General features: G+C 69.3%; 9 protein-coding genes and 4 pseudogenes. 5 read left to right on the forward strand and 8 right to left on the reverse strand.

All coding sequences use genetic code 11. The annotated features are described in order from the left end of the window. Both AB0K51_RS34020 and AB0K51_RS34025 read right to left on the reverse strand, forming a co-directional pair. Positions 1-452: hypothetical protein (locus tag AB0K51_RS34020; RefSeq protein WP_363462051.1), on the reverse strand; the 452-nt coding region annotated here is incomplete at its 3' end. A 291-nt stretch (positions 453-743) separates the two neighbouring features. Next, positions 744-1,505 carry an antibiotic biosynthesis monooxygenase gene (locus tag AB0K51_RS34025; RefSeq protein ID WP_363462053.1) on the reverse strand — a complete coding sequence of 254 codons (762 nt, stop codon included), beginning with the start codon at positions 1,503-1,505 and terminating at the stop codon, positions 744-746. A gap of 89 nt (positions 1,506-1,594) precedes the next feature. Between AB0K51_RS34025 and AB0K51_RS34030 the strand changes: the two genes are divergently transcribed. Next, on the forward strand, positions 1,595-1,966 hold the full coding sequence (locus tag AB0K51_RS34030) for a helix-turn-helix domain-containing protein (protein WP_363462055.1): 372 nt from the start codon (positions 1,595-1,597) through the stop codon (positions 1,964-1,966). On the opposite strand, the gene AB0K51_RS34035 is transcribed toward AB0K51_RS34030, so the two are convergent. The 3 genes and pseudogenes from AB0K51_RS34035 to AB0K51_RS34045 form a co-directional block, all read right to left on the reverse strand. Further along, complete coding sequence (locus AB0K51_RS34035) at positions 1,933-2,931, reverse strand: TIGR03842 family LLM class F420-dependent oxidoreductase (RefSeq protein ID WP_363462057.1); 999 nt, start codon at positions 2,929-2,931, stop codon at positions 1,933-1,935. The genes AB0K51_RS34030 and AB0K51_RS34035 overlap by 34 nt on opposite strands. Before the next feature lie 35 nt (positions 2,932-2,966). Beyond that, a pseudogene (locus AB0K51_RS34040) lies at positions 2,967-3,908 on the reverse strand (amidohydrolase family protein); the annotation flags it as partial. Next, complete coding sequence (locus tag AB0K51_RS34045; protein ID WP_363462059.1) at positions 3,815-4,561, reverse strand: transposase; 747 nt, start codon at positions 4,559-4,561, stop codon at positions 3,815-3,817. The pseudogene AB0K51_RS34040 and the gene AB0K51_RS34045, both read right to left, overlap by 94 nt. On the opposite strand from AB0K51_RS34045, the pseudogene AB0K51_RS34050 reads away from it, so the two are divergent. Together AB0K51_RS34050 and AB0K51_RS34055 are read left to right on the forward strand one after the other, a co-directional pair. After that, positions 4,497-4,724 (forward strand): annotated as a pseudogene (locus tag AB0K51_RS34050) (transposase); the annotation flags it as partial. The gene AB0K51_RS34045 and the pseudogene AB0K51_RS34050 sit on opposite strands and share 65 nt — an antisense overlap. 32 nt (positions 4,725-4,756) lie before the next feature. Next, positions 4,757-4,918: an IS3 family transposase gene (locus AB0K51_RS34055; protein WP_363462061.1), complete on the forward strand. Its 162-nt coding sequence runs from the start codon at positions 4,757-4,759 to the stop codon at positions 4,916-4,918. Between the two features lie 300 nt (positions 4,919-5,218). On the opposite strand, the pseudogene AB0K51_RS34060 reads toward AB0K51_RS34055, so the two are convergent. Continuing rightward, a pseudogene (locus AB0K51_RS34060) lies at positions 5,219-5,701 on the reverse strand (transposase); the annotation flags it as partial. Positions 5,702-5,742: 41 nt separating this feature from the next. On the opposite strand from AB0K51_RS34060, the gene AB0K51_RS34065 reads away from it, so the two are divergent. Then, positions 5,743-7,839, forward strand: coding sequence for an ISAzo13 family transposase (locus AB0K51_RS34065; RefSeq protein ID WP_363462063.1), 2,097 nt, complete (start codon positions 5,743-5,745; stop codon positions 7,837-7,839). A gap of 12 nt (positions 7,840-7,851) precedes the next feature. Here AB0K51_RS34065 and AB0K51_RS34070 read toward each other — a convergent pair. Continuing rightward, a pseudogene (locus tag AB0K51_RS34070) lies at positions 7,852-8,625 on the reverse strand (IS256 family transposase); the annotation flags it as partial. A gap of 226 nt (positions 8,626-8,851) precedes the next feature. On the opposite strand from AB0K51_RS34070, the gene AB0K51_RS34075 reads away from it, so the two are divergent. Further along, the gene (locus AB0K51_RS34075; protein WP_363462065.1) at positions 8,852-9,484 is read left to right on the forward strand and encodes a GNAT family N-acetyltransferase; all 633 of its coding nucleotides are present in this window, start codon (positions 8,852-8,854) and stop codon (positions 9,482-9,484) included. Here the strand turns inward: AB0K51_RS34075 and AB0K51_RS34080 are convergent. Beyond that, positions 9,462-10,154, reverse strand: a complete 693-nt coding sequence (locus tag AB0K51_RS34080) for a transposase family protein (protein WP_363462067.1) — start codon at positions 10,152-10,154, stop codon at positions 9,462-9,464. The genes AB0K51_RS34075 and AB0K51_RS34080 overlap by 23 nt on opposite strands. Positions 10,155-10,308 lie beyond the last annotated feature (154 nt).

The following is a 10,308-nucleotide window of genomic DNA, read 5'->3' on the forward strand; positions in this document are numbered from 1 at the left end:
AACGCCAACGTCGCATTGAAATACGACCCACCGAACGTGAACGGCGCGAAGAACTGCGCCACCAGCATCTGCAGCACCAACTGCACCACCTGCAGAATCGCCATCAGCTTCGTGTACTCGACCTGATTCGCGACCTGCCGCGCCACATCCCCCAACTCCCGCGACAGATCCGCGGTCTCCGACATCACATCCCCACCCGACACCTGCCCCACCAGATCCCGGATCGCCGCCACGAACGCCTCCGCCGCATCCCCCTCGAAATTCTCCAGAATCACCGGCACCAACTCGCCGACATACCCCCCCAACACCTTCAGGTCGTCCGCCACCGCGTAGTAGTCGTCCGCCACCGACCGCATCAGATCCTCATCCGCCTCCGGCCACGGCATCCCCGTCACGAACGAGAAGAACCCGGCGATCTCAGGAGACGGATTGATCGACACGACAACAACCACCCTCTTGATTCGACACCCACCACGGCAGACCACCCACCGCACCGATCAAGAGAACGGCCGCACGCATCCCCCCGGCTCACCTCCCGCTCCACCTCGGCTGAGCAACGCCTCCCACCCACCCCGACAGGCCCACACCCCGCACCGCGCCGGAGCCGGTCGCACAGCTTCCCTTGCCTGCCCGACAACGCATGGCAGAGGGCCGCCCGCCCACGGCGAACGGCCCTACGGACACCAGCGTCAGACCGCAGCCGTTGCGGCAACGCACCTTCCGGCGCGCGCCCTGACGGGCCGTCAGCCCCGGTACGGCGGGGTCTGGCCCCAGTCCCAGTGCGGCATCGGGGAGTCCGGCAGCGGCGGCGGGTTGGGGCCCGCGTAGAGGACCGCCATCCGGGTGCCCCACTCCAGGTAGTAGGCGAGCACGGCGCGGAACTCCGGGTCGGCGGGCAGGCCGACCTCGTCGGCGGTGTCCAGCAGCAGGGCCACCCAGCGGCGGCGCTGCGGTTCGTCGATGCCGCGGCCGAGGTGGCGGCCGGCCATGTGCCGGTGGCCGCCGTGCTCGGTGCTGTAGACCTTCGGGCCGCCGAAGACCTCGCCGAGCCAGGCCGCGACGTGCCGGGCGTGCTCGGGGTGCTTGTCCGCGAACACCGGGGCCAGCAGCGGGTCCTGGTCCACGTGCTCGTAGAACCGGGTGAACAGCAGCTCCAGCGCGGGCGCCCCGCCGGCCCACTCGTACAGCGTGGGGTTGACCCCGCCGCGCCCCGCCACCGGTGTCGGCTCGTAGTGCCGCATCTCCTGGATGTCCCCGACGTACGGCTTGATCTCGGCGAAGAACGCGGCGAAGTGCGGGCCCTTGCGGAACCCCTCCAGATGGTCCTCGGCGGAGGTCCAGCGGATGCGCAGGACGTGGTCCCGCGGGTCCTCGGCGCACCGGGCGAGCTCGAAGTCGACGCACTGCTCGGCGAGGGACAGCGGCACCGCGGCGCGGGCGTACGCTTCCTCGAACGCGGCGCGCCGCGGCTCGTCGATCCGGTAGCGGATGTATTCGACCGTCATGGCCCCGACTCAACACCGGCGCGCGGCCCGGAACAAGAACTGACTTCGCGGTAAGTACCCGGACGGGGGAACGGACGGTGGCGGACCTGATGGCCGATCGGAGCTACAACTGCGCGGTGGAGCTGACCCTGGACGTGATCGGCGGCAAGTGGGCGGTCGTGGTGCTGGCCCACCTCAAGGAGGGCGTGCACCGCTACGGCGCGCTGCGCCGCCGGATCCCGGCCGTCAGCGAGAAGGTCCTGGTCCAGCGGCTGCGCGGACTGGAGGCCGCCGGTCTGATCGCCCGTCACTCCGACGGCGCCGCTCCGCCGTCCGTCGAGTACCGCCTCACCCCGGAGGGGGAGAGCCTGGCCCCGGTGCTGACCGCCCTGCACACCTGGGGTGAGCAGCGCGCCCGCCGCACCGGGGCGCGGATCGTCCCCGGCGGTCAGCCGAGCGCCGGGATCACCGCCGAGCCGTAGGCGTCGATGGTGGACTCGATGGCGTCGTGCATCGCGTAGACCGCGAACTGGTCGACGCCGAGCTCGCGCAGCCGGCGGAGCTTCTCCAGGTGCGCCTCGACCGGGCCGAGCAGGCAGAACCGGTCGACGATCTCGTCGGGGACGAAGTCCGTGGAGGGGTTCCCGGTCCGGCCGTGGTGGGAGTAGTCGTAGCCGTGGCGGTCCTTGATGTAGGCGGTGAGGGCCTCCGGGACCAGGTCGGAGTGCTCGCCGTAGCGGGCCACCAGGTCGGCGACGTGGTTGCCGACCATGCCGCCGAACCAGCGGCACTGCTCGCGGGCGTGCGCGAGGTCGTCGCCGACGTAGGCGGGCGCGGCGACGCAGACGGTCACCGCGGCGGGGTCGCGGCCGGCGTCGGCGGCGGCCTTGCGGACGGCCTTGACCATCCACTCGGTGAGGAACGGGTCGGCGAGTTGGAGGATGAAGCCGTCCGCCACCTGCCCGGCCAGCGCCAGGGCCTTCGGGCCGTACGCGGCCATCCACACCGGCAGCTTCCCGTCCCGCACCCACGGCAGGCGCAGCGCCGTGCCGTCCACCTCCACCTCGCGGCCCTCGGCGAGGTCGCGGATGACGCCGATCGCCTCGCCGAGCCGGGCCAGCGTGTTGGGCTTGCGCCCGGCCACCCGCATCGCGGAGTCGCCGCGGCCGATGCCGCACACCGTCCGGTTCCCGTACATGTCGTTGAGGGTGGCGAAGGTGGAGGCGGTGACCTCCCAGGTGCGGGTGCCGGGGTTGGTGACCATCGGGCCGACGTGCAGCCGGGTGGTCTCGGCGAGGATCCGGCTGTAGATGACGAACGGCTCCTGCCACAGCACGGCGGAGTCGAAGGTCCAGCCGTGGGTGAAGCCCGCCGCTTCGGCGCGTTTCATCCGGTCGACCAGCAGCCGGGCCGGGGGGTCGGTCTGCAGCACGAGTCCGATGTCCAACTCTGCTCCTCACGGTGCGTCAGCTCGGGGGTGGGTCAGCCGAGGTACTGGCAGGTGCCGCGCGGCTGGAAGCGGCCGTGTCCGGCCCGGCCGAGGTAGGAGCCGTCGTCGACGACCACCTCGCCGCGGGAGAGCACGGTGCGCACCCGTCCGGTGATCTGCTTGCCCTCGTAGGCGGAGTAGTCGACGTTCATGTGGTGGGTGGCCGCCGACAGGGTCTGGGTGGCGTTCGGGTCGTAGACCACCAGGTCGGCGTCGGAGCCGGGCGCGATGGTGCCCTTGCGCGGGTAGAGGCCGAACATCCGTGCGGGCGCGGCGCAGGCCAGCTCGATCCACCGACGGCGCGTCAGGTGCCCGTCCACCACGGCCTGGTGCAGCAGGTCCATCCGGTTCGCCACCCCGGGCAGCCCGTTGGGGATCTTGGAGAAGTCGCCGCGGCCGAGCTCCTTCTGCCCCTTGAAGCAGAACGGGCAGTGGTCGGTGGAGACCACCTGCAGGTCGTCGGTGCGCAGCCCGCGCCACAGCGCCGCCTGGTGCTCGCGCGGGCGCAGCGGGGTGGAGCACACGTACTTCGCGCCCTCGAACCCGGGCTCGGCGAGGTTGTCGGTGGACAGGAACAGGTACTGCGGGCAGGTCTCGCCGAAGACCGGCAGGCCCTTGTCGCGGGCGAGGGCGAGTTCGGCGACGGCCTCCTCGGCGGAGACGTGCACCACGTACAGCGGCGAGCCGGCCACCCGGGCCAGTTGGATCGCCCGGTGGGTGGCCTCGGCCTCCAGCAGCGCCTTGCGCACCTCGCCGTGGTAGCGCGGGTCGGTCTCTCCGCGGGCGAGGGCCTGGGCGACCAGGACGTCGATGGCGATGCCGTTCTCGGCGTGCATCATGATCAGGCCGCCGGTGTCACCGGCCCGCTGCATGGCGCGCAGGATCGCGCCGTCGTCGGAGTAGAAGACGCCGGGGTAGGCCATGAACAGCTTGAAAATGATCTCTCTGCGCCCTCTTCAGCCACGCTGGACTCACCGTCACCAGCCGTGCGGGGCAGACTGGTCAGGCGCGGGTCGAAGCTGGCGGTGATGTGGAGATCCGGCAGCGCGTAGGTCGGCGGCACCGGCGTGCCCTCGTAGCTGCCGAGCGCGCGCACGGCCTGCTCCCATGCCCCGGACTTCAGCTGCATCAACGCACGCTGATACACCGTCTGATGGCGGTGTCCGCCGGTGACGCTTCCGGGAAGGTCCTTCCAGGCCAGTCCGGTGCGGGCCTTGTACAGCGAGGCCTCGAACGCCATCCGCGGGGGCACCACCTTCGGCCCCGTCCGCAGGACTGGGAAGAGCCCCGCGATCCGGTCCCACTGCTCCTCTGTCAGGGCGGATGGCACCAGCAGACCGTGCTCCTCGAACCAGGTCTCAAACAGGCAGCCGTCCCGGCGCAGAGCCCCCGGCACCTCGCTGGTAACCGCCACCTCGACATCGAGGAGGTCGAGAAGGTCCTGCCTCTTCTCGACCGGCATGCCGGCGAGGCGCTCGTCGGTGTGCAGGGCGAGCTCCAGAACCTCCTGCGCGCGGCTCTCCTGGGAACGACCGGCCGGACCACGCCGCCTCACCCCCGCCCGGGTCCGCCGCGGGTTTCGCAACATCCGCGCGACGGTTGCCCGCCCGGCGGCCGCACCGAAACCGTCCCGGCCGGGCCCGGGACGGCCTCCCGGCACGAAGAACAAGCGTCGAGCCCCACGCTACGACGTCGGCAAGACGGCCAGACGCGCCGAGTCGATCAAGGAGCATCAAGCCCGGCACACATAAATGCCAAGCTCAGAGCGGGAATCCGGGCATCCATGGGATCGATCGGGGACTCCTACGACAATGCCCTCGCCGAGAATCTGTGGATGCTGATCAAGACCGAGTGGATCCGCGGCCGCGTCTTCGACACCCGCGCCGAGGCGAACCTCGCGCTCTTCGAATACCTCGACGGGTTCTGCAACCCCCGCCGCATCTAGAAACGACTCGGCTACCTCAGCCCCATCGAATACGAGGAGAAGCACTGCGCTAACCACGCGACGGCCGAACAAGTGAACCTGAAACCCGTCAACCCCTTCCGACCAGCTGATCAGCACCTCCCGCAGACCGGGGGAAGCTTCAATATAGCGTCAAACCGTCTCATTTGACTTGACAACTTCCGTCTGAGCGCTGCGGTCGGGCGATGCGCGCCCGGGCTCGGAGTTCCGGGCCGGTGCTCCATTGGCGGTCACGTCCGCTGGAGTGGTGTATCGACGGCCACTCGGTGATCCGGTTTCAGGCTAGGCGGTGAGTGCGGTTGCGGGGGTCTCGTCGAGCGTTTCTCCCTCGATCGGGTGGAGGCGGCAGCGACCGAGAATCTCGGAGCCGATGTAGCGCCGCTGCTCGGCCCATTCGTCGCTCTGCTCGGCCAGGACCGCGCCGATCAACCGGACGATCGAGCTGCGGTCGGGGAAGATCCCGACGACGTCGGTGCGGCGCCGGATCTCCTTGTTCAGCCGCTCCTGCGGATTGTTCGACCAGATCGACTTCCAGACCGTTCGCGGGAACGCGGCGAAGGCCAGCAGGTCCTCGCGGGCATGTTCCAAGTGCTCTGCAGCCTTGGGGAATCGCTCGTCCAGGGCTGCGATGACGGTGGCCATCTGCTGACGCACGGCCTTCGCGTCGGGCTGTTCGAAAACGGTCCGCAACAGGGTCGCGACCCGCGGCTGGGCGGACTTCGGGACCTGCGAGAGCAGGTTGCGCGCGTAGTGGACCCGTTCGCGAACAAGGTGTTGCTTCGCGAGTCTGGGCTCGTTGATCTGGTATGGCGATCGAGGACGCGGTGCTGGCTCAACTCGCGGCAAGGTTCGAGGTGTTGCTGCCGCACTTGAACGAGCGGCAGCGGCGGCTGGCACTGGCGACCGAGGCGAGGCTGCTGGGACACGGAGGGGTACGGACCGTTGCCAGGATCAGCGGCGCAAGCGAGAGCACGGTCCGCAGGGGTGTCTTCGAGCTGGAGGCGGGCACCGAGTCCCTGGGCGGAGGACGGATCCGCAGGCCGGGTGGGGGACGCAAGAGCTCGACCGATCTGAATCCGGGACTGGTGCCTGCCCTGCTGGCCCTGGTCGAGCCGGACGAGCGAGGGGATCCGATGTCGCCCCTGCGCTGGACCACGAAGTCGCTGCGCAAGCTCGCGGCCGAACTCACCCGGCAAGGACACCGGGTCTCGCCGGTGACGGTCGGCCGGCTCCTGCGCGAGAACGGCTTCAGCCTGCAAGGCAACGCCAAGACGTTGGAGGGAGAGCAACACCCGGACCGGGACGCCCAGTTCCGCTACATCAACGATCAGGTCAAGCAGTTCCAAGTCACGGGCGAACCGGTGATCAGCGTCGACGCCAAGAAGAAGGAGATGCTCGGACGGCTGCCGAACGCGGGGCGCGAGTGGCGGCCGAAGGGCGACCCGGTCCAGGTCGAGGACCACAGTTTCTTCACCGGGCCGAGGGGCGAGACGGCGATCCCCTACGGCGTCTACGACCTGTCGGCGGACACTGGATGGGTCAGCGTCGGCGTCGATCACGACACCTCCGCTTTCGCGGTCGCCACGATCCGCCGCTGGTGGCAGGCTCGCGGCCGACTCGACTACCCAAAGGCGAGCCGGCTGCTGATCACCGCGGACGCGGGCGGCTCCAACAGCTACCGCTTCCGCGCCTGGAAGGCTGAGCTGGCCGTGCTCGCGGCCGAGACCGGGCTCGCGATCACCGTCTGTCACTTCCCGCCCGGCACCTCGAAGTGGAACAAGATCGAGCACCGGCTGTTCTCCCACATCACCATGAACTGGCGCGGAAGGCCGCTGACCAGTCACGAAGTCGTCGTCAAGGCGATCGCCTCCACGACCACCCGCCGCGGGCTACGTGTCCGGGCCGAGCTCGACACCCGGCAATACCCGCTCGGCGTCGCCATCAGCAAGGCCCGCATGGCAACTCTGCCCTTGGAACCCCACATGGCGCGCGGCAGTTGGAACTACACGCTTCGCCCCGCGCCCCGGACGACCGTGGACCAGGCACAGCCGGAGAGCGGGCCGACTGCCATGGCACCGGGACGCAGAACGGTCCTGGACACGTTGGACGACCCCCGCTTGACCGGGATGAGCACCGCCGAGCTCGATATGGTGGCGGCTCGGCTGGCTCCCGTCCAGGAGGCGGAGCGTGAGCGGCGTTGCTTCTGGCAGCGGGGCGGACCGCGTCGCAAGGCGGCCGCCGACCACGGCAAGCCCCTCTTCTCCGGCCGTGATCGCATCCTGCTGACCCTCCTCTACCTTCGCCAGGTCTGCCCTCAACGTGTCCTGGCGGAGATGCTGGAGGTCACCGACCGGGTCATGAGCCCGCTGATCGTCGAGACCCGGCGCCTCCTGGACGCGCACAAGGTCTTGGTGGAGCCGACCACGCTGCTGTTCACCAAGCCGGATCAGCTGATCGGGTTCCTGCACACCGGGGTCCTCCCCGCCCGAGGCCGCATGTCCCTGCCCGAAGAGCTCTGCGATCCGGCCCTGACCGGGATGAGCCGCACCGACCTGCGGGCACTCATCGAACGCCTCGCGCCCCGACAGGCTGCCCTCGTCGAGGGGCGCCGTCACACCCAGCGCGGCCGAGCTCGTCAACCGGGCACCCGCGGTGGCGTGTTCGCCCAGAAGATCACCGATCCGGAACGTGTGCTGGCCACGATCCTGTTCCATCGCCGTGTCTGCACCGGTGAAGTGCTCGCGGAGCTGTTCCAGGTGAATCGGAGCACCATCGGCAATGCTTTCCGCGACGTCCGCCCTCTTCTGGAAGAGGAGAGGTTCTACTTGCCGCCGGCACCGTTCAAGCACCGCACCGCCGAGTCCCTGCTTGCCTCCATCTCGGAGGCAAAGCTGGTGAGTTGATTCTTTACAGGTCCAGTGCGTGCGGCATCGCTGCCACGCTGCCCCGGGCAGTGTGGCGCCGATCGCGTCCACCAGGCCGGCGTGGGCATCGCTCACGACGAGTTGGACCCCGCCCAGGCCGCGGGCGACCAGCGACCTGAGAAAGGCGAGCCAGCCGGCGCCGTCCTCGCTGGTGGCAACGTCCAGGCCCAGTACCTCGCGCTGGCCCTCGCTGTTGACCCCGACCGCGACCAGGCAGTGGACGTTCACCACGCGGCCGCCCTCGCGGACCTTCTGCGTGAGCGCGTCGACCCACACGAACGTGTAGGGGCCCTGGTCGAGCGGGCGGTTATGGAACTCGGCCACCCGCTCGTCCAAGTGCTTGGCCATCTCGGAGACTTGGGACTTCGACAGCTGGGTGACGCCCATGGTCTCGGCGAGCTTCTCGACCCGCCTGGTCGAGACTCCGAGCAGGTAGCAGGTGGCGACCACCGAGATCAGGGCCTGCTCGGCCCGGCGCCGGCGCTCCAGCAGCCAGGACGGGAAGTACGAGCCGGAGCGGACGCGCGGGATCGCCAGGTCGACGGTGCCGACGCGGGTGTCCCAGTCCCGATTGCGGTATCCGTTGCGGGAGTTGACGCGGTCCTCGCTCGGGCGGCCGTACTCGCCGCCGCAGGCCCGGTCCACGTCCGCGGACATCATCGCCTCCGCGAAGGTCTTCACCATCGCCCGCAACAAGTCGGGACTCGCCGAGGCGAGGTTCTCCTCCAGCAGGGCGGCAAAGGGCACACTGTCAGGTGCGGTCATCGTGCAGATCTCCTTCAAGAGCTTGGTCGTTCTCGAAGGATCAGCCGGTGGCCGTCTCACGTTCTCAGGCGACACCCACTACCGGGACGAAACCCCCGGAACGGGTGGAACCCGTACACCACTTCCTTGGACGCAACCCCATTGGCTGCGTCAGCCTGCTGAACCCGTTTCACGCGAGGGCCGTTGACGGGAATGCAACAGTCGTTCAGCAGGAAGCGACCCGAGCATGAACCTCTTGAGTGAAATGATCACTGTCACCAACTGGCACCTGGAGCAGACCTCCTCCGACGACGTGGTCGCGCCCGTACCGAGGGCGGACGACAGGGCGATGGACGTGGTGCTGGCGAAACGGCCGAGTCCCGAGTTCGCCCGGTTCCTCTACACAGCCGTTGGAAACCTCTGGTCGTGGACGGACCGAATCCTGTGGACATACCAGGAGTGGCAGGAATGGCTGACGAAGGATGGCGTGGAGACCTGGGTCGCCTGGGTCGACGGCAGTCCCGCCGGGTACATTCAGCTGGAGGGCCGTCCGGAAGGCGAGGTCGAGGTCATGTACTTCGGTTTGCTGCCCGACTTCATGGGTCAGGGCCTCGGCAGTCGGCTACTGGCGGAGGGACTGGCCCGCGCCTGGGACCTGGCGGACCGCCATCCCCTCCACCTGCCTACCCGCCGGGTGACAGTACTCACGTGCTCGCTGGACGGCCCCAACGCGCTCCGCACGTACCAGGCACGGGGGTTTCGCCTGGTTCGGACCGATAGCTTCGAGCGGGCGGCCGTACCGCCGCCTGGTCCGTGGCCGGGTTCCGGCCGCCTGACGCCCGAGACAGTGAGCCCTTTCAGCGGTGCAACTCCAGGGTGAGGACGGCCTTGGCCGCTGACGTCAGCCAGTTCGGACTGCAGCGGGCGTGACGGAAGATTCGCCAGCGCTTGAGCGTGGCCACGCCGCGTTCGACCGGGTAGCGGAGTCGGGCGTGGGCCCGGTTCAGCGATCTCTGCCCGACGCTGAGCTCCTTGCGTGGCGGGCGCCTGGTCGGCACGGGGAAGGTGCCGCCGGCACCGGTGTATGCCATGTCGGCCAGAGCGGGGATGCGGAGCCGGACGCAGGTCTTCACGATGCGGTGGCTCCGGGCGGCGGTCAGGTCGTGGATGCGGCCGGGCAGGGCGCGGGAGATCCATACGAGCCTGCCTTCGGGGCCGGTGATGACCTGGTGGTTCACCCCGTGGCGGCGGTGCTTTCCGGAGTAGTCGGCGCGCCCGTCGCCGACGCGGTCGCACTCGGCGAGGGTGCCGTCGACCAGGACGTAGTCCGGGTCGGCCCCGCGCAGGGCCCGGGTCAGACCCGGTGCTTTGCGGGCGAGGAGGTCGGTGACCTGGTGCACGTAGGCGTGCGCGGTGCCGACGCTGATCCGGAAGCCGGCCGCGATCTGTGCGAGGGTGTCGTGCTTGCGCAGATACACCAGCGCGACCAGCGCCCGCTGTGAGGGGCGGAGCTTGCACCTGCGGTCACCCTCCCGGGTGACGATCAGCATCGTGACCCACTCAACGAGCGCGTGCGGCAGGTCCAGGAGGTCCAGGAGGTTGCGTCCAAGGAAGTGGTGTACGGGTTCCACCCGTTCCGGGGGTTTCGTCCCGGTAGCGGGTGTCGCCTGAAACGTAAGACGGCCACCGGTTGATCCTTCGAGA

The organism is Kitasatospora sp. NPDC049285 (assembly GCF_040678815.1).
In the GTDB taxonomy this organism is placed as follows: Bacteria; Actinomycetota; Actinomycetes; order Streptomycetales; family Streptomycetaceae; genus Kitasatospora.